This window comes from Pontibacter indicus (genome assembly GCF_900156345.1).
In the GTDB taxonomy this organism is placed as follows: Bacteria; Bacteroidota; Bacteroidia; order Cytophagales; family Hymenobacteraceae; genus Pontibacter; species Pontibacter indicus.
Genome location: NZ_FTPP01000003.1, coordinates 46472 through 64599, shown reverse-complemented (window position 1 = coordinate 64599; position 18128 = coordinate 46472). Strand labels below are relative to the sequence as shown.

The following is an 18128-nucleotide window of genomic DNA, read 5'->3' as shown; positions in this document are numbered from 1 at the left end:
CACTTTACCTAAATCTTTACAGGATGACAATACGAGCAGAATGAAAAGGCCCTAAGGAACAGCAGGGGAGGTGTATTAATAGCAAAGAATAATAAGCAGGTATAGCAGGAACTGCGACCATGCTATACCTGCTTATTATTATTCAAAAAAGTGATGCTGCGACAGGGCCCGGTATACCTGCTCCGCGTCCTGCTTCTCGAATATCTTTTGTGAGGCTCCGAAGTCGAGTACCAGTTTGGCGGTTTGCTCTTCCGTTTCCGGTTTGAAATAGGCATAACACAGTTTGCTGATGTCCAGCAGGAAGACAGCACGAGTTTCGCCCTCGCCAAGCGCTATGCTGATAAAATTGCTGTTATTGAGCTGCATGGCTATACCTTAAAACTGCTCAGGTATACGTCAGTTCCGAAACTTTTGTGTGATCATCAGACCGTGACTCTTGCTCTCCAGCACGCCTATACCTACCCGCCCGAAGCGCAGGTGCAGGATGTTGGCCCGGTGTCCCGGCGACTCCATCAGCCCTTCGTGGGCGATGAGGAGGGTGGGGGCGAGCGCCAAATTTTCGCCAACGGCCCGGAACGGAATATGGGCTGCCCGAATCCGGTCTGCGGCGCTGGCCCCTTCCGGCGAGACATGCGAAAAATAGCCCCGTGAGAACATATCGGCCGCATGGCGTCGGGCCACGGTGGTGAGGGCAGTGTCCGGCTGCAGGGGCTTCAGGCCCTTGGCGATGCGCTCCTGGTTTAGCAGTTCGAGCATGCGCGCCTCCAGTTCAGGCTGCGGCTCAAAGTCATCGGTAGTAAAAGGCAGCTCCACAAATTCCTCTGACTGCGTCGCAATGGTCAGTTCGTTGAGGGTGCGCTCCGCCACCCGGTCAAAGACCGAATTGAGCTCGTCTTCTGCCAGATGGGTATAGTTGCCAAACCTGCCCGCCACGCTGCTGGTCTGCACATAGTCCTGAAAACGGTCCGGTAACGGAAGCAACAAAAGCAATACCGAGACGATGGCGATGGTGATGACGCCGCTCAATATTCCGGGCAGGGTGCCGAGCGCTTTGTTCACAGGGTGGGCATGCATCTCGTCCGAAAAATGATCCAGAAAAAGTGAGCCGATGAACTGGATCAGCATGCTGGAGAGCACCGTGATGACGAAGAAAGAGATGGGCGGGATCCAGTACATGTTCCAGTCCGTGGCGCGGCTCAGCCAGTCGGCCAGCGCAGGGTATAGCCGGAAGCCCAATACCAGGCTGCCCACCCAGCGCACCAGGTCCAGCAGGCTAAAGGCGAAGCCACGACGCCAGCCCAGGTAGGCACTGAACAGCACAAACAGGATGAGGAGCAGATCAAGGGCGTTCATGGCGGGTGTTTTTAGGAATAGTACGAACAGCAACCTCATAAGGCTAGAAGCGACTACCGCTCTGGCTATACCTGGCACTGAAGATAAAACAAGGTGCGGTACGACTCTTTCGGGGCTTTCTGCGTAGACGTGAAAGTCCCGAAAAGGACAGCATCAGCTACCTAAGTTACAAAATCTGTATGAATATAACCGTATACCCTGGGAGTCCCTATCCGCTGGGCGCCACCTGGGATGGCGAAGGTGTGAACTTCGCCCTGTACGCCGACAACGCCACGGGCGTGGAACTGTGCCTCTTCAACACGACCGAAGATGAGAGCGAATCGGTGAAAATAAAAATGACCGAGCGCACCCACCAGGTATGGCACGCCTACCTGCCCGAGATCAAGCCCGGGCAACTGTACGGCTACCGCGTGCACGGTCCGTACGAGCCGGAAAACGGCCACCGGTTTAACCCAAACAAGCTGCTGATCGACCCTTATGCCAAGGCCATTTCCGGCACCATTAACTGGCACGATTCCATGTTTGCCTACGAAGTGGGGCACAAAGACGAAGACCTGAGCTACAGCGAACTGGACAGCGCCCCGTTTATACCCTGCTCTGTTGTGATAGACCCCAACTACAATTGGGAAGGCGACAAACCGCCCAAGATCCCCTACCACAAGTCGATCATCTACGAAACCCATGTCAAAGGCTTCACCAAACTGCACCCCGACATTCCGGAGGAAATACGAGGCACCTATGCCGCCATCGGCCATCCGGTTACGATTAAGTACCTGCAGGAACTGGGTATCACGGCCATCGAGCTGATGCCGGTGCACCATTTCATCACCGACCGCCATTTGGCCGACAAAGGGCTGACCAACTACTGGGGCTATAACTCCATCGGGTTCTTTGCGCCGGACGTACGCTACTCCAGCAGCGGTACGCTGGGACAGCAGGTAGTCGAGTTTAAGGATATGGTGAAGGCGCTGCACAAGGCAGGTATAGAGGTGATCCTGGATGTGGTGTATAACCACACCGGTGAGGGCAACCACATGGGGCCCACTCTGTCGTTCCGGGGAGTGGACAATACCTCGTATTACCGACTGGTGGAGGAGGACAAGCGCTTTTACATGGACTATACCGGTACGGGCAACACGCTTAACGCCATGATGCCGCCCGTGCTGCGCCTGATCATGGACAGCCTGCGCTACTGGATCCTGGAGATGCACGTCGACGGTTTCCGTTTTGACCTGGCCGCCACGCTGGCCCGCGAACTGCACGAAGTAGACCGCCTGGGCTCCTTCTTCGACATCATTCACCAGGACCCTGTGATCTCGCAGGTGAAACTGATCGCCGAGCCCTGGGACATTGGCGAAGGCGGCTACCTGGTGGGCAAGTTCCCGCCGGGCTGGGCCGAGTGGAACGGCAAGTACCGCGACTGCATCCGCGACTACTGGCGTGGCGAGGAGAGCACTTTGGGCGAGTTTGCCGAGCGCTTCACGGGAAGTTCCGACCTGTACCGCGACGACTTCCGCCGCCCCACGGCCAGCATCAACTTCATCACGGCCCACGACGGCTTCACGCTCAACGACCTGGTGTCGTACAATGAGAAGCACAACGAGGCCAACGGCGAGGACAACAACGACGGCGAAAGTCACAACCGCTCCTGGAACTGCGGCGCTGAAGGCCCAACCAAGGACAAAAAAATCATAGAGCTGCGGAACAGGCAAAAACGCAACTTCATGACCACGCTGTTTCTGTCGCAGGGTGTGCCCATGCTGGTGGCTGGCGACGAGATCAGCCGAACGCAGCAAGGCAACAACAACGCCTACTGCCAGGACAACGAAATATCCTGGGTCGACTGGAGCACGGCCGACAAAGAACTGCTGGCCTTTACACAACAGCTTATCGAGCTGCGCCGCAACCACCCGGTGTTCTGCCGCCGTCGCTGGTTTCAGGGGCAGCCGATCAAAGGGGTCGGGGTGGAGGACATCGCCTGGTTTCAGCCGGACGGCTCGGAGATGACCGAGGAGCACTGGAACCAGGATTTTGCCAAGTCACTGGCAGTGTTTCTGAACGGGCATGGGCTGCACTCCGTCGGTCCGAAAGGCGAGCAGATCATCGACGACAGCTTCTACGTGATCTTCAACGCTCACCACGAAGACCTGGACTATACCTTGCCTGAGGCCAAGTACGGGGCACAATGGACCAAAATACTGGACACCCATCACGATGAAGTGAAAGACGACGGGCCCATTATAGAAGCCGGGGGAAAGATAAAGATCGGAAGTCGCTCCGTCGTACTCCTCCATCACCCGTCAGGCCAATCGACGAACGGAAAATAGCAATAAGATAAAACGACCATGGAACTGAACATCAAACACGATAAAGAATACCAGCAGTTTACCGCCAACATTGGCGACGAAGAGGCGGAACTGGCTTACGCTACCCCTTCAGATGAAGTAATGGATTTCACGCATACCTTTGTGCCAGAATCGGCGAGGGGAAAAGGAGTGGCCAATAAGCTGATAGAGGAAGGCCTGTGCTACGCAGAGGAAAATGGGAAAAAAGTAGTCGCTACCTGCCCGGTGGTGAAGAAATTTATCGACCGAAACGAAAACTATCAGAAGTTGCTGCGGGACTAGCCTGCGCACCGACATAAATAAAAGGTATAGCCTTGCCCATGTTGGGGTTGGGTTATACCTTTTTTTGTGTCAGGATTTGTGCTGTGCGATGTAGGCAATGGCCGAAAGCACAAGCGGGTGCTTGGCCTGCATCTTCTCGAGGAGCTGCTCCATCACCAGGTAATCACTCACGGCAGTGCTGATCTCCCCGCAGAGCAACAGGTACTTATACTTGATGACACTGATGTAGCACTTGTCATCGTTGTGGAGCATAAAGTTGCAGATATTGTGGTATAGCTCCATCGCTGACTTTTCGTTCAGCTCGATGTTCATGGTATCTTTTATGGCTTTTCTGGCGCTTTTGCTTTGCATAACAGTAGGAGGTTCTTCATGCAAACGGGCATGCTGAGGTGTAAGGCGGCCGTACGGCCGCTTGCGGCACAAGCAAAGTTTACCGGAAAGAAAATACCGGTAGAAGCGCTTGCCGTGGGTTGGCGGAGCAAGCGAACGGGAGTATTCTGATAAAGGTGTAGGGTGGTTTGGTAACTGCGTCAGTCGGGGCGCCAGTGGCCGGCGCAGTTACCCTGTTACTGTCTTACAAGCTGTATCTCACAGTGAAGGCGAATTTCATCGCTCACCACGACACTGCCTGCTTCGGTTACGGCATCCCAGTTGAGGCCGAATTCTTTTCTTCTGATCTTGCCTTCCACACTGAAACCTGCTTTGGTCTGGCCATAAGGGTCTACTACGGTGCCGTGGTATTCTACGTCCAGCGTAATGGGGCGGGTGGTGCCGCGTATGGTCAGGTCGCCTTGCAGCTTCTCGAAGCCTGGTTTCAGCTCTTCGTAGTTCTTGCCCTCAAACCGCACCTCGCCGTGGCTCTCGGCATCAAAGAAGTCGGCCGACTTCAGGTGGGTGTCGCGCTGCTCGTTGTTGGTGCTGATGGAGTTTACGTCGGCAGTAAACAAAATGCGCTTGGTGCTGTGAAAATCCTCGCCTTCCGTTTCCACTTCCACGTTGAATTTCTCGAAATAGCCGGTCACCGTCGTGATCATGAGGTGACGTACTTTGAACTGCACTTCGCTGTGGGTGGGGTCCACGATCCATTTAGTTGTTGCCATAAGTTCAAATGTTTTAGCTGATCATTTTATACGTTACAGTCTGTGCCTTTAGCATACTGCTTACATGCTAATATGGTTATAATCTGATAGTTATTATCTTAGCGCACATCTGGCATATTGGGTTCGGAACTCGTTCTGAAAGTGGCCACGGCGGTTTTCTGGCGGAAGAGCGTGAGCACATCTCCCGCAATCTCGTAGGAGTCGGCCTTTTCGAGCACGGCCATCATCAGGTTTTCCTGCTCAATGATGGGGCACATGGCGCGGGTGGTGGCGAGATTGGAAAGTTGCAGGGAGCCGTTGCGGAGGCTATACCTGCCCGTCAGCCGGTTGCAGCCGGTAAAGCCTGTCAGTTCGTTCCCATCTACCTCAAAGCGGATGTAAGCCGTTTGGTTTTCGGGATTATCGTCGAACTCCTGGCCTTGCAGGGAAAGGAGCACCCAGTAAGAACTTTGCAGTTCCGTATCTCCCACAACGCCATATTGTTTGTTCTTCTGGCTGAGGTTACAGGCGCCGAGGCAAACGAAGAGCAATAGAAGCCAACTGGAGCGTAGCATTTTTTTCATAGTGTCTTATTTAAAGGGCATGCGCTATACCTGTGCTTTGTCCGGGTATGGAATAGCATACGCAGGCACGCGTAATAAGGTAGTTGGATAAGGTAAAGCAGGAAGTCCACCGTGGTGGACTTCGCTTTAGGTTTTATTTCTGATGACCGCGCACGTTTTGGCCGTAGCCGGAAATCGGGGAGTTGGCCGAATAGTCGGGGCCTGAAGGGTAGCCGTAGCCGCGCGGACTTCGACTTGGGGACTCGTCGTGGCCTGAGCTACTATTTCTGGCCATTCGGGTTGACTCGTGGTGTTCATCGCGCATGCCGCGGTTGCTGTTGCGGTGCTCATAGTTGCTGCCGTAATGGCGACCATAGTCGTTGTCGCTGCTGCTGCGGCTGTGTTCGCCACGGTCGTAGTAGCGGTCGTCGAGGTTTTCGGAGTCTTCAATGCTGCGGCGACCGTCCTGTGGGCCGTGTGCGTAGTTGTAGCGCTCATCCTGTCCGTATTGATCGAAGCGGCGGCCGTGGCCGGTTTGGCGGTAGCTGTTCTCCTGGCGCGCGTAGCGACGGTTGGCATGGTCTACATCGCTCTCTCTACGCCAGTCGGTGTCACGATTGCGCTCGTAGCCGCCCTGGCGCTGGTAATTCATGTAGGGGTTCGGGTCGCCATAGCGGTAGTGGTCGCTTTGCGAGCGGGAAGAACCGTAGTTGTAATTGTCGCGTTCCCGGTTACCGTAGGAACTGCCCCGCTCGTTCCGCTGCATGCCTTGGCTCTGGCGGTCATCCTGATCGCGGCTGCTGCGCCAGCTGCTGGCCCCGTAACCTCCTCCTGGTCCGGAAGAAGAGCCGCCGTAGTTGCGCCCTTGCGAACTCACGCCACGGTACTCCGAATCCTGATCCGGCATGCCGTAATAATTGCCTCTGCTTTGGTAGCGGCTCTGGTAGTTAGACAGGTTCTCGTTGTCGCCGGAGCGGTAGTCACGGTCGCGGCTGTCGTAATTTCTTTCGTTGTGTCTCATAGTTTTGTCTGTTTTGGGTTGATGTACCTTTTGCCTTTTAAACGGGCTTTGGGCTGCAGTGTTTGCTAAGCTTGTGCACACAGCTCTATACCGTATACCTGGGCGCGCGTGGATAGGCTGCAAGCGGGCACGCTGCTATACCTGCATGAGCTCGCGCTCCGCCTCGATCACAAAAGCACCTTGAGTAATTTGTCCCGGCGCCGGGGCCTGCACCACCACACGCAGGGGCATGGCCTGTGCCGGATTCTGGGTAGGGAACCAGGGGCGCTGCTCCTGCACCACAATGAACAGGCCTTCAGCATCGCCCACGGCTTCGAAAAGGGCAGTGGCCGATTTCCAGCGGGGCAATCCGAATTTTGTCCGCAGTTCCTGCGCAAATCCTGCTACATCCTTCACCGGTAGGCCCACTTCGGCTATACCTATGAGCTGCTCCGGCCCGAATGGCAAGCGACTGGCAGGGCTGCTGCGATGTGCGATGACTTCAAGCAGGTTGAAGGCAGGGTCGTAGAAATACAGGGCCTTCGCCTGCCAGCTTTCGTGCTTGACCACAGGGGAAGTCGCCCCGGGAGCGTGAAGAAAAGCCACCCGGTTCTGCAACCAGGTGGCTGCATCCGAAACGCCGTCTCCAGGTATATGAAAGGCCAGGTGATAACCACCACGGGGCGGCGCTTCAACTGCCCGAAAGGTGAGTGTGCTATACCCTGCCTGCATGCTGAATGACGCGCCATCTTCTGACAGCAGGGGAAGCCCGAGCACTTGCGTGTAAAATGTTTTTAACGCTTCTGGCTGATCTGTTTGCAGTTCAAGTGCGGTTATTTTCATCAGGCTGCTCTATAAGGTGATCGTAGTAACAGGTATACGAGGCTCGAAATGACTTAGGCAACGCTTATTATGAATTCGGGTCATGTGATTGGTATTCAGAGAATAAACGTGGTTTTAACGGGAATCCATCAACTCTTCGGTATTGGTTTCGTTAAATACTATCTGAAAATCCATCAAAAATCAGCAGGTCATGAAAAAAAACGGAAGCAAAGGCAACGGCCAGGATAAGTCCAGGTATAGCAAAGCCGAAAAATCCCGCAATGCCAGCAAAGGCAACACCCTCACCACCCGCCAGGGCCACCCTGTCACCGACAACCAGAATATCAGAACCATCGGTAGCAGAGGTCCTGCTGCCATGGAGAACTACCACTTCATCGAAAAGATGTCGCACTTTGACCGGGAGCGCGTGCCGGAGCGTGTCGTGCATGCCCGTGGGGCCGGTGCCCACGGTGTGTTTGTGTCTTACGGCACGGTAGGCAAGGACCCGATCGAGAAGTTCACCCGCGCCAAGGTATTTCAGAAAGGCAAGGAAACCCCCACGTTCGTGCGCTTCTCTACAGTGGGCCATCCGTCGGGCTCTCCGGAAACGCTGCGCGACCCACGCGGCTTCGCCGTGAAGTTTTATACTGAAGATGGCAACTGGGACCTGGTGGGCAACAACCTGAAGATCTTCTTCATCCGCGATGCCATGAAGTTTCCGGACCTGATCCACTCACAGAAACCTGATCCGGTAACCAATATCCAGAGCGCTGAGCGGATTTTCGACTTCTTTTCCGGTACGCCGGAAGCAACTCACATGGTAACCTTCCTGTACTCGCCCTGGGGCATTCCGGCCAACTACCGGCAGATGCAGGGCTCGGGCGTGAACACCTACAAGTGGGTGAATGCCGATGGCGAGGCTGTGCTGGTGAAGTACCATTGGGAGCCACTGCAGGGCATCCGCAACCTGACCCAGAAAGAAGCGCAGGAAGTGCAGGGCAAGAACTTTAACCACGCCACGCAGGACCTGTACGAGGCCATCGAGCAGGGCGACTTTCCGGAGTGGGAGCTGAACGTGCAGATCATGAGCGACGACGACCATCCCGAACTCGACTTCGACCCGCTGGATGATACCAAGTTGTGGCCGAAAGAGCAGTTTCCGTGGTATCCGGTGGGTAAGATGACGCTGAACCGAAATCCGGTGGATTATTTCAATGAAGTAGAACTGGCCGCATTCGGTACCGGTGTGCTGGTTGACGGACTAGACTTTTCAGATGACAAGATGCTGCAGGGCCGCACCTTCTCCTACTCCGACACGCAACGCTACCGCATCGGCGCCAACTACCTGCAGTTGCCGATCAACGCGCCCAAAACCCACGTGGCCACGAACCAGCGCGGCGGCCAGATGGCTTTCGACACCGACTTTGCCGAAGGACAGAACATCCACGTGAACTACGAGCCGTCTATACTGGGCGGTCTGAGCGAAGCGCCGATGGCGGGCAAAGAGTATACGCCCCGCTACGAGGCGAAACTGGTGCGCCAGCCGATTGAGCGGGCCAATCCGTTCCAGCAGGCCGGCGAGACATTCCGCAACTTCGAGGAATGGGAGCGAGAGGAACTGATCAACAACCTGGGCAACGACCTGGCCAAATGCGACCCCCGCATTCAGGAGAGAATGCTGGACTACTTCACGCAAGCCGACGAGAACTATGGCCGTCTGGTACGCGAGCGCATCGAGCAGGTGAAGCAGCAGATGAAGAAAATGGATAAAGGTATGGATGGGCCGATGGGAAATGTGACGGGAGAGGAAGGCGTGGAGGACGCGAAGCAGAAGTCTCACAAGGCCAAGCCTTATTAAAACGATTTTTGTTTAGGTTTAAAAGGCTGTTTCCAGAAAGGGGACGGCCTTTTTTATGTCTTACTTAATAGAGTTTGTTTCATAGGTTACGTGCAAGTTACCTGGCAATGCGTGCCAGAGCTATGTATGGGCTATGTGGTTTGTAGCTTAGACAACGAAGCTTATACCTGTCAAAAGGAAGGAACAGGCTCCCCGCCTTGGACAAGTAGGGGTAGGGTGGTTCGACCCGGCATAGCGATAGAACTGCTGTAACTACAAAGCTAAACCTACAAACTGGCAGTAGCAGGAATTTCCCTCTTGAGAGGGGCAGGGGTGTGTTAATCGTGCACTAGCATCCTGCAAATCCTTGGGGTAGGTGCCCTATATAAAGATTCCGCCATTTCACTCGCTGTTCTGGGCAGTGCAAAAGTGCTATACCTGATTTTTGATTATCCTGGCTTTACTTCTTAGATAAAAAGAGATGGGAAATGCTTTATAAAGTTGCATCATTTGAGTTAAACAGCTCCCACTTCCTACATCTCCCGATTTTTAGTTAATTTTGCAGGACTGTGAGAAAGCAAAAGAAGAAGACAAGTTTCGAGATACTCGAGCACATCCTGATCGAGGAGATGGTGGCGGAAGGCAAGTGCCTGGCGCGCCATGACAATATGGTGGTTTTTGTGGGCGGCGTGGCCCCCGGCGACGTGGTAGACCTACGTGTGACTCGCAAGAAGAAGAGTTTCATGGAGGCCGAGGCAGTGCGATTCCACAGCTACTCCGATGTGCGTGTGCAGCCTTTCTGCGAGCACTTCGGCACCTGCGGCGGTTGCAAGTGGCAGCACATTGGCTATGACACGCAGCTGTTCTACAAGCAGAAGCAGGTGCAGGACAACCTGGAGCGCATCGGGAAGGTGGCGCTTCCGCCCTTCGACCCGATTCTGGGCTCTGCCAAAGACAAGTTCTACCGCAATAAACTGGAGTTCACGTTCTCCAACTACGGCTGGCTGACAAACGAGCAGATCAAGTCAGGGGAGGAGCACGAGCGCCGGGCGCTGGGTTTCCACATGCCGGGCCGCTTCGACAAGATCCTCGACATCCAGAACTGCTACCTGCAGCCGGAGCCGTCCAACAGCATCCGACTGGCCGTGCGCGACTATGCCCGGGCCAACAACCTGGTGTTTTTTGACAAACTCCGCATGACGGGCTGGTTGCGTAATCTGATCATCCGGACTGCCAACACAGGCGAACTGATGGTGATCCTGCAGGTATACCACGACGACCAGGAAGCCCTGACAGGTATACTGAACCATCTGGCGGCAGAATTTCCGCAGATTACTTCGCTGCATTATGTAGTGAACGGCAAAGGCAACGAGACTTTCCACGACCTGCCAGTGATTTGCTACAAAGGTTTGCCCTACATTCATGAAGAAATGGAAGGTATACGCTTCCGGGTAGGGCCTAAATCCTTCTACCAAACCAATGGCGATCAGGCATACGAGCTTTATAAACTCACCCGCGAGTTTGCCGGACTGACCGGAAATGAGTTGGTGTACGATCTCTATACCGGGGCCGGTACGATTGCCAACTTTGTGGCCCGTCAGTGCCGCGAGGTGATTGGAATTGAGTATGTGCCGAGTGCCATCGAAGACGCCAAGATCAATTCACAGATCAACAATATCACCAACACTACTTTCTATGCCGGTGATATGAAAGACATCCTTTCTGATGAACTGATCGAGCGCCATGGTAGACCGGATGTGGTGATCACTGACCCCCCAAGAGCAGGTATGGATGAGAAGGTAGTGGCCAAGCTATTGCAGGTGCACCCTGACCGCATCGTGTACGTGAGCTGCAATCCGGCTACACAGGCCCGCGACCTGGAGCTCCTTTCTGAGAAGTATGACGTAGCGCGCGTGCAGCCGGTAGACATGTTCCCGCAGACGCACCACGTTGAGAATATTGTATTGTTAAATAAACGTATCACGTAGCAGGTATCAAGTATCACGACTTCTGGAAAGATAAACAAAAGTTAATTTGACAAAGGACAAAAGGTTTTTGTCGGCTATACCTGTAGGCGAAAGTCTTTTGTCACAATGTCTATTTTCCTTTGTCCGGGAGAAGTCGTGCTACGTGATACGTGTGTCGTGCTACGCAAAATAGAAATATGCAAAACGATCCAGAACTGAACGGTAAATACCTGGGCACCATCTCCAAGGACTTTGTGGTGGTGGCCGAGACCTTGCGTGAGGCATCGTACCAGGTGCGCAAGCGCGATATTTCCAAATACCCGATTTTCATTTTCGCCCGAACAGAGGTGCCGATCGGAGGTTTGTTGCTGGCAAAAGAAGAGCTGGCCCTGGAGTGGCACGTGTACGCCTCATACCTGGAAGACTTCATCAAACACCGCCTGGTAGATGCAGAGAAAATAGAAGATTTTCAGGCCGCCTACAAAGACCCGGACGAGTTCTGCTGCCTCTTTGTAGTGGACGGCGAAAACTTCACCAACTTCGTGTTTATACCTTATCCGGAGGATTAAACTTGCGCATCAAGTTTTGGTATCAAGTATCACGACTTCATATTAAATGAAAAAGGAAAGCTAAGCAGCTTTCCTTTTTCATTTGTGATCTTGCTGAAGAAAATCTTGATACGTGCTACGTAATTTTAAAAATGCTGCCAACCCTGGGCCTGCAACGGGAAGGACTGTCCGTGTTTGTTGGCCAGGTTGATGCCTTCGCTCTTGTCGGTGATTTTGCCGATGATGCTGATGTCGGGGTGGTTCTTTACTTTATCGTAGTCTGAGAGCGGCACTGTGAAGAGGAGCTCGTAATCTTCGCCGCCATTGAGGATGCAGGTGATCGGGTCAAGCTTGAACTCCATGGCCGCCTCCAGTGTCTGCTCATCCACGGGCAGGTTGTCTTTGTAGATCGTCGCGCCTACACCGGACTGCGCGCAGATATGGAACAGCTCTGATGCCAGTCCATCCGACACGTCGATCATGGCAGTTGGCTTGATGTCACGCTCCTTCATGTCGTGGATCACATCCATACGGGCCTCAGGGCGCAGCTGACGACCCACGATGTACTGCTTGTCTTCCAGTTGCGGCTGCATTTCCGGATCTGCCATAAAGGCCTGCTTTTCGCGTTCCAATATTTGCAGGCCGAGGTAGGCGGCACCCAGGTCGCCGGTCACGCAGATCAGGTCGTTTTCTTTGGCACCACTGCGCAGCACCGCTTCGCCTTTAGCCACCTCGCCGATTGCCGTAATGCTGATCACCAGGCCAGTGCGGGAAGAAGTGGTGTCGCCACCCACCAGGTCTACGTTGTAGTTCTCACAGGCCAGGCGCATCCCTTCATAAAGTTCCTCTACAGCTTCCACGGTATACTTGGCACCCAACGCGATGTTCACCGTGATCTGGGTCGGCTTGGCATACATCGCGGCAATATCCGACACGTTCACGGCCACCGCTTTGTAGCCCAGGTGCTTCAACGGGCAGAACGTAAGGTCGAAGTGAACGCCCTCCAGCAGCATGTCGCTCGTCACTACGATCTGTTTCTCGCCCGGCTCCAGAATGGCAGCGTCGTCGCCGATGCCTTTGATGGTGGAAGGCTGCGTAAGCTCGATCTTTTCCTTAAGGCGCCTGATCAGGCCAAATTCTCCTAACTCGCTAAGTGAGGTATAGTTAGTCATCTTGTTTCAATTTTATACCTACAAAGGTACGCAAAATCTAAGGTATAGGCGTAGCATGCCCGTCGCGGAATTCCTGAACGATATTTAACGCAGAAATAGTAGTTTTGCATTTGGCTCCTGCAACGTTCGGGGAGCCTTCATAAGTTGTCCGCCAATAGAGGTGGGCAAGGTATAAGATGATTTAATAAAGATGAAAAATAAAGTGGTGCTCGTAACGGGCGGTACATCAGGTATAGGCAAGGCGCTGGTGTTTGCCTTCGGAAGGGCAGGAGCGAAGGTGGCCTATTCCGGCCGCAACCAACAGAACCTTGACCAGACGGCGCAGGAACTGGCGGCGGCAGGTATAGACAACCTGGCCATCAACGCCGACGTGAGTGTGGAAGCTGATTGTGAGCGCATGGTGGCTGAAACAGTAAACAGGTATGGCAAACTGGATGTGCTGATCAACAATGCCGGCATCTCAATGCGCGCCCTTTTCCAAGACCTCGACCTGGATGTGCTGCGCAAAGTAATGGACATCAATTTCTGGGGCACGGTGTACAGCACCAAGTTTGCCTTGCCTTACATACAGGCCGCGAAAGGCTCTATCATCGGTATTTCCTCTATTGCCGGTTACCGCGGTTTGCCCGCCCGCACTGGTTACTCCGCTTCGAAGTTTGCCATGCACGGCTTCCTGGAAACGCTGCGCACGGAGCTGCTGCATTCCGGCGTGCACGTGCTCATCGCCTGCCCGGGCTTCACGGCCTCCAACATCCGCAATACTGCCCTTGCCGCCGATGGGCAGCAGCAGGGGGAAACCCCGCGCGACGAACAGAAAATGATGAGTGCCGAAGAAGTAGCCGACCGCATCCTGCAGGCCACTATCAAACGCAAGCGTGACCTCGTGATGACCACCCAAGGCAAAATGGCGGTATGGGTGAACAAACTCTTCCCTAGCCTGGCCGATAAGCTGGTGTACAACGTGATGGCGAAGGAGAAGGACTCACCGTTGAAAAAATAGACAAAGGACTGTTTGACAAAGGACAAAGGACTTTACACAGGTATAGCTGAGGGAGGCCTTTTGTCAAACAGTCCTTTTTCAAGTATACCCTGAAGGCATCGTGCTACTTGCTACGTGATACGTGTGTCGCAAAAACACTAGGGCAGCTCTAGCAGGTTGTGTTTGCGCACAAAGGCTTTCTCGCCCTTCCACCGGATCTCGTACCAGATGTCCTGCTCGCCAGTGATGCGCACTTTGTGACCCTGCGATACGGTGGCCAGCCAGGTTGCACCTGCCGAAGGGGCAGACATAATCGCTACCTGATCATTACGGATGATGCCCTCGTCGCCCAGGTTGAGGAAGTTGATGTAGTAAAGGATGAAGAGCAGGTATAGCGTAAACCCCACCTTAAATGATTTTCTGAACCGATGCCCTTTGCGCCAGCTCACAAACATAACCGTGACCGTGATAACAGCAATAAGTAACATGAGCTCCAGGATGCGCATGTAGTGTTTGCTGAACTGGGTCTTGAAGAACTGCAGGTCGTTGTATTCATAACCACTCAGGCGGTGTGTCTGCCCGAGTTCCTCCATTTTCTTCAGCACCGAACGACTGGGTTGTTTTTTGTAGAAAAGGTGCAGGTGATACATGGCCCCGGTGTAGTCGCGCGCGCTTTCCTTGATGTAGGCCATCTTGAGGAGCATCTGTGGCGTGTATACCTGCTCGCGCTGCAGCAACGAATCGTAGAGCGTGAAAGCCTCGGTATACTGCAGGTTGTTGAAGAGCGAATCGGCCTTCGAAAGAGCTTTATTATCTGTCTGACTATAAACTGGTTCGGTGTTCAGCGCCAAAAAAAGGAGCAAAAAACCAGAGAATTTGAACCAAAGATTTTGCATTTAAACAGATAGCTATTACTTTTGCAACGCAATTAAGGGGAACGCCCTTAGGAATGCAAGTTAGTAAAAAGATTCTGTAGCTCAGCTGGTAGAGCAATACACTTTTAATGTATGGGTCCTGGGTTCGAATCCCAGCGGGATCACAAAATTCATCCTCGCTACTTTGGTAGTGGGGATTTTTTACCGACTTAAAATAGTACCGATTCTGTAGCTCAGCTGGTAGAGCAATACACTTTTAATGTATGGGTCCTGGGTTCGAATCCCAGCGGGATCACAAATGAAAAGCTTCATCTTAACAGGTGGAGCTTTTTTTATGCCCAGTGGAATCACAGAGAAGATCAAAGCCTCCTGAATCCCTGTGGTTGAAATTAAAACGGATCATTAACATGGCCATCGGAAAACATAAAGGGCCTGCAGGAGAATAACCTGCAGGCCCTTATTTATTCATTTTGTGAGTCTTTTATTCAAAAGGCAGGTATAGCTGGAGCAGAGAAAAACTTTCTCCGGTAGAAAGCCCCGACTAATGTACGACTATAACCGCTTCCTACCTAGTTCCCAAACGCGAATACCAACAGCAGCACAAAGCCACCCACTGCCAGTAGCCCGTGCCCGACGGCCAGTGCTTTGGGTATGGGCCGTCCGGTCAAGTCCCGGGAAACCATGTAGAGGCCTCCCAGCGCAGCCAGCACAAACAACACCAGGCTCTCCCAAGGGTTGGGGCCTCCTCTAGCAATGTAAATGATCAGCAAAACCACGCCTAGAACCGCCAGCGGTCCATGGGAAAAGACAATGGCCTTGGGCGTCTCCTTGCCCCGTAGCACGAAGGTGAGAAGGTACATGCCCAGCAAGGCGGCCAGCGCGAAAAAACCAATAGCAGTATAGATCAGATTCATAGCTGACAGGATTTAAGTGATCGGGTTGTTGATTTCGCGTTCGCCTGAAGTCTTGCCTCCTGTGTGGAGCAAGTGACCGGTTGTGGGGTCGATCGACTTTCGTTCCAGGTTGAGAATGGCAGGGCCTTCGATCACGCTGCCGTCGATCATAAAGCGGCTTCCATGGCAGGGACAGTCCCAGGTCTTTTCGGCGTTGTTCCAGTTCACAATGCACTTCATGTGCGTGCAGACCGCAGAGCAGATATGCAGCTGGCTCTGCGCGTCACGGTACACGGCCAGTTTCTCTGAATCTACTTCTATGGTTTTTCCCTCGCCCAGCCCGATGTCATCGAAATGGCTGACCTGACCGGCTGGTATGTCTTTGAGGTATTGCGCTGCCACGTTGGTGTTTTCTTTGATAAACTCTCCGACAGTGGACAGATTGGTGCCTCGGGTCGCGTCAAAAGCCTCCAGCCAGGCGCTTCCTTCCCCAGCTATGGTATCTGCTAACTGAATACCAGCCACGGTGCCGTAGACGAGCCCATCGGCGTAGAAACCGGTGGCAATGTAAGTGCGCTTGGCCCCCTTGTGTGTAAGGCCAATATAAGGCACGCCGTCACCAGAGCGGTAGTGCTGGGCCGACCACCTGAATTCTACCGAGGCGACATCAAAATGCTGCCGGGCGTAGGATTCCAACTCGTCAAAATAATGCTGGTACTCCTGGTGCGAGGCCTGTCCGGTTTTGTGGTGATTGCCGGCGATCATGAGCATGTCCAGCTCCATGGAGTCGGTGCTATGGGTGGTGATGGCGTGGTGCGTCTTGTCGTTGTGCCAGTAGTAGGCATCCGGGTAAGCACCCGATTTGAGGCGCATGGCCACCACATAGCTTCGGTAGGGGGCGGCCACAGTCTGCACGGTATGGATGCCGATGGGAATGTGCGTAGCAATGATCATCTGCTGACAGGTTACCGTGCCCTGTGTGGTTCTCAGCAGGCAGTGGTCTTCCTCCTCCTTGAGGTCCAGTACGGTGGTGTGCTCATAGATCTGGCCACCCAGCTGCGTGACCCCACCTGCCAGCCCCAACACGTACCGCAGCGGGTGGATGCGCGCCTGGCCATCCATGTGGACGGCCCGCTTTACGCTCTCATACCTGAGTCCGGGAACCTGCGTCACAAATTCAGCGGGCATCCCGGCCTGTTGCAGTGCCTCTGCTTCTTTCTCAACGAGAGAGGTCATGTCTTCCTCCTGCGTGAAGAAGTACCAGGGGCGCCGCGCGAAATGGCAGTCGATGCTATACTTCCGGGTATGCTCCTCAATAAAGTTCAGAGCTGAAAACCTCGCCTGCGCCACGGTGTTAGCCACCTCCTGGCTTCGGGTGCTGGCAATATTATGGAAATAAGGGCCCACGGGCACATACAGATTACCGGTAGACCAGCCGGTAGTGCCGCCTCCCACTCTGCGGGCCTCCAGCACGGCGACACGTTTGCCTGCCCTGGCAAGTTGGTGCGCCGCCGTAATGCCAGTTATACCGCCGCCAATAATGGCTACATCTACTTGCAGGTTACCTTCCAGAGTGGGGTAATCAGGACGCTGGGGAGTAGTGGCCTCCCAAAAAGATTGTGTCTTCATGGATGCGTGGTAAAAATATGTGTATCAATACCGAAATGACTTATCACGTTTGCCTGCCATTGGCCGCGCGTTCAAAACTTGCCGGGGCATTACGTTCAAATCCGCTCGAAAACCCGCTTCACGATCTGGTCGCAGTAAATGAGGTTGAACTCATACACGGCCGCCTTCGGATACCAGCTCTCCAGCTTCTTGCGCAGCATGCTTTTGGCTCTGTTCAGGCGCACTTTCACATTGGCCTCCGTGATGCTCATAACTTCTGCCGTTTCATGCACATTCAGTCCCTCCAGCTCGCGCAGCACGAACACTGTGCGGTACTCGGGAGCGAGCTGCTCAATGCATTCCTCCAGCACGCGACCCAGTTCACGGTTCAGCACCTCCCGGTGTCCGTCTGAGGACGGGCTCTTCTCGGTGAAATTCACTTCTCCCGTATGGCTGACCTCCGAGAAGGCCGGTTTGGATTTGTGCGCATTTCCCATGGTCCAGTGATAGCACTTGTTGAGCATGATTCTGATCAGCCAGGTTTTGTAGGCGGAGCGGGACTCAAACTTTTCCAGGTTCAGGTAGGCCGCAATGTGGGCCTCCTGCATTAGGTCCTGCACGTCGTCATGTGTAAAGCCAAAAGAACGTCCTACTTTGTACAGCGCTCCGTTGTGCCGCCTGATCAGAATTTCGAACAGGTTTTTCTCACCTGCCTTTATCTTTGAGACAATCTCACTGTCCGGTGCATAGCCGACCACGACTTCTGTTTTATGCATGATTTTCAGGAAGCTAAGTGAATGCAAGG

At 53.8% G+C, this 18128-nt stretch carries 18 protein-coding genes and 2 tRNA genes; 8 read left to right on the top strand and 12 right to left on the bottom strand.

Going from position 1 to position 18128, the window contains the following annotated elements:
• Positions 1-138: 138 nt before the first annotated feature.
• Both B0B12_RS15085 and B0B12_RS15080 read right to left on the bottom strand, forming a co-directional pair.
• A complete protein-coding gene (locus tag B0B12_RS15085) occupies positions 139-366 on the bottom strand; it encodes a hypothetical protein (protein ID WP_076670564.1) in 228 nt (75 codons plus the stop codon).
• A gap of 30 nt (positions 367-396) precedes the next feature.
• The gene (locus B0B12_RS15080; RefSeq protein ID WP_076671295.1) at positions 397-1353 is read right to left on the bottom strand and encodes a CvpA family protein; all 957 of its coding nucleotides are present in this window, start codon (positions 1351-1353) and stop codon (positions 397-399) included.
• A 179-nt stretch (positions 1354-1532) separates the two neighbouring features.
• Between B0B12_RS15080 and glgX the strand changes: the two genes are divergently transcribed.
• Together glgX and B0B12_RS15070 are read left to right on the top strand one after the other, a co-directional pair.
• A complete protein-coding gene (glgX, locus tag B0B12_RS15075) occupies positions 1533-3680 on the top strand; it encodes a glycogen debranching protein GlgX (RefSeq protein ID WP_076670561.1) in 2148 nt (715 codons plus the stop codon).
• 18 nt (positions 3681-3698) lie between these two features.
• Positions 3699-3980 carry a GNAT family N-acetyltransferase gene (locus B0B12_RS15070; RefSeq protein WP_076670558.1) on the top strand — a complete coding sequence of 94 codons (282 nt, stop codon included), beginning with the start codon at positions 3699-3701 and terminating at the stop codon, positions 3978-3980.
• A gap of 69 nt (positions 3981-4049) precedes the next feature.
• On the opposite strand, the gene B0B12_RS15065 is transcribed toward B0B12_RS15070, so the two are convergent.
• The 5 genes from B0B12_RS15065 to B0B12_RS15045 form a co-directional block, all read right to left on the bottom strand.
• On the bottom strand, positions 4050-4331 hold the full coding sequence (locus B0B12_RS15065; RefSeq protein WP_076670555.1) for a hypothetical protein: 282 nt from the start codon (positions 4329-4331) through the stop codon (positions 4050-4052).
• A gap of 215 nt (positions 4332-4546) precedes the next feature.
• Entirely contained in the window at positions 4547-5080 is a 534-nt protein-coding gene (locus tag B0B12_RS15060; protein WP_076670553.1) for a YceI family protein, read from the bottom strand.
• Between the two features lie 98 nt (positions 5081-5178).
• A complete protein-coding gene (locus B0B12_RS15055; RefSeq protein ID WP_076670550.1) occupies positions 5179-5643 on the bottom strand; it encodes an META domain-containing protein in 465 nt (154 codons plus the stop codon).
• A gap of 133 nt (positions 5644-5776) precedes the next feature.
• Positions 5777-6643: a hypothetical protein gene (locus B0B12_RS15050; protein WP_244554729.1), complete on the bottom strand. Its 867-nt coding sequence runs from the start codon at positions 6641-6643 to the stop codon at positions 5777-5779.
• A gap of 135 nt (positions 6644-6778) precedes the next feature.
• Entirely contained in the window at positions 6779-7465 is a 687-nt protein-coding gene (locus B0B12_RS15045) for a VOC family protein (protein WP_076670547.1), read from the bottom strand.
• Between the two features lie 190 nt (positions 7466-7655).
• On the opposite strand from B0B12_RS15045, the gene B0B12_RS15040 reads away from it, so the two are divergent.
• The 3 genes from B0B12_RS15040 (at position 7656) to B0B12_RS15030 (ending at position 11817) form a co-directional block, all read left to right on the top strand.
• Positions 7656-9302, top strand: coding sequence for a catalase (locus tag B0B12_RS15040; protein WP_076670545.1), 1647 nt, complete (start codon positions 7656-7658; stop codon positions 9300-9302).
• 548 nt (positions 9303-9850) lie between these two features.
• Positions 9851-11269, top strand: a complete 1419-nt coding sequence (gene rlmD, locus B0B12_RS15035; protein ID WP_076670542.1) for a 23S rRNA (uracil(1939)-C(5))-methyltransferase RlmD — start codon at positions 9851-9853, stop codon at positions 11267-11269.
• 176 nt (positions 11270-11445) lie between these two features.
• Entirely contained in the window at positions 11446-11817 is a 372-nt protein-coding gene (locus B0B12_RS15030; protein ID WP_076670539.1) for a hypothetical protein, read from the top strand.
• A gap of 125 nt (positions 11818-11942) precedes the next feature.
• Here the strand turns inward: B0B12_RS15030 and thiL are convergent, their stop codons facing one another.
• A complete protein-coding gene (gene thiL / locus B0B12_RS15025) occupies positions 11943-12968 on the bottom strand; it encodes a thiamine-phosphate kinase (protein WP_076670536.1) in 1026 nt (341 codons plus the stop codon).
• Positions 12969-13158: 190 nt separating this feature from the next.
• Between thiL and B0B12_RS15020 the strand changes: the two genes are divergently transcribed.
• On the top strand, positions 13159-13968 hold the full coding sequence (locus B0B12_RS15020; protein WP_076670533.1) for an SDR family oxidoreductase: 810 nt from the start codon (positions 13159-13161) through the stop codon (positions 13966-13968).
• A 137-nt stretch (positions 13969-14105) separates the two neighbouring features.
• On the opposite strand, the gene B0B12_RS15015 is transcribed toward B0B12_RS15020, so the two are convergent.
• Positions 14106-14843 (bottom strand): SH3 domain-containing protein, encoded by a 738-nt coding sequence (locus B0B12_RS15015; protein WP_076670530.1) that lies wholly within the window; start codon positions 14841-14843, stop codon positions 14106-14108.
• Between the two features lie 70 nt (positions 14844-14913).
• On the opposite strand from B0B12_RS15015, the gene B0B12_RS15010 reads away from it, so the two are divergent.
• Positions 14914-14986 (top strand) — tRNA-Lys (locus B0B12_RS15010).
• A gap of 58 nt (positions 14987-15044) precedes the next feature.
• Positions 15045-15117, top strand: a tRNA-Lys gene (locus tag B0B12_RS15005).
• A 274-nt stretch (positions 15118-15391) separates the two neighbouring features.
• On the opposite strand, the gene B0B12_RS15000 is transcribed toward B0B12_RS15005, so the two are convergent.
• The 3 genes from B0B12_RS15000 to B0B12_RS14990 form a co-directional block, all read right to left on the bottom strand.
• On the bottom strand, positions 15392-15736 hold the full coding sequence (locus tag B0B12_RS15000) for a hypothetical protein (RefSeq protein WP_076670527.1): 345 nt from the start codon (positions 15734-15736) through the stop codon (positions 15392-15394).
• Between the two features lie 12 nt (positions 15737-15748).
• Positions 15749-17344 carry an FAD-dependent oxidoreductase gene (locus B0B12_RS14995; RefSeq protein ID WP_076670524.1) on the bottom strand — a complete coding sequence of 532 codons (1596 nt, stop codon included), beginning with the start codon at positions 17342-17344 and terminating at the stop codon, positions 15749-15751.
• 95 nt (positions 17345-17439) lie between these two features.
• Positions 17440-18099 (bottom strand): sigma-70 family RNA polymerase sigma factor, encoded by a 660-nt coding sequence (locus B0B12_RS14990; RefSeq protein WP_076671290.1) that lies wholly within the window; start codon positions 18097-18099, stop codon positions 17440-17442.
• Positions 18100-18128 lie beyond the last annotated feature (29 nt).